The organism is Vibrio sp. 10N.222.49.C9, assembly GCF_041474985.1.
Taxonomy (GTDB): domain Bacteria; phylum Pseudomonadota; class Gammaproteobacteria; order Enterobacterales; family Vibrionaceae; genus Vibrio; species Vibrio crassostreae_C.
Map to the genome: position 1 here is coordinate 1 of NZ_JBFRVD010000645.1, position 272 is coordinate 272.

Consider the following 272-nt stretch of genomic DNA (forward strand, 5'->3'; position numbering starts at 1 on the left):
TTGGGGTTGTGGAAGAGAGCAGGGCTACCATACCCACGTTGCCTTCTTGTAATGCGTAAAGTATCAATGTCATACCTACAGCCATAGCCAAGAAGCCGTTTAGTGCAGTGATCGCAAGTATCTTTAGATTGATAGCCTGTTTAGCTTTTGCAATCTTTGCACCACTAAACAAAAACAATGAGTGAGCCGCAAACGCGGTAATCATGCGAATAGCAGAGGCCGCAACAGGGTCAATACTGGTTTGCATTACGGGCTTAGCAATGATGCCACCC

At 46.3% G+C, this 272-nt stretch carries 1 protein-coding gene; it reads right to left on the reverse strand.

Translation table 11 applies throughout. From position 1 onward, the window contains the following. Positions 1-272, reverse strand: a 272-nt coding sequence (locus tag AB4585_RS24865; RefSeq protein ID WP_372171421.1) for an EamA family transporter, incomplete at both ends; no start/stop codon positions are given.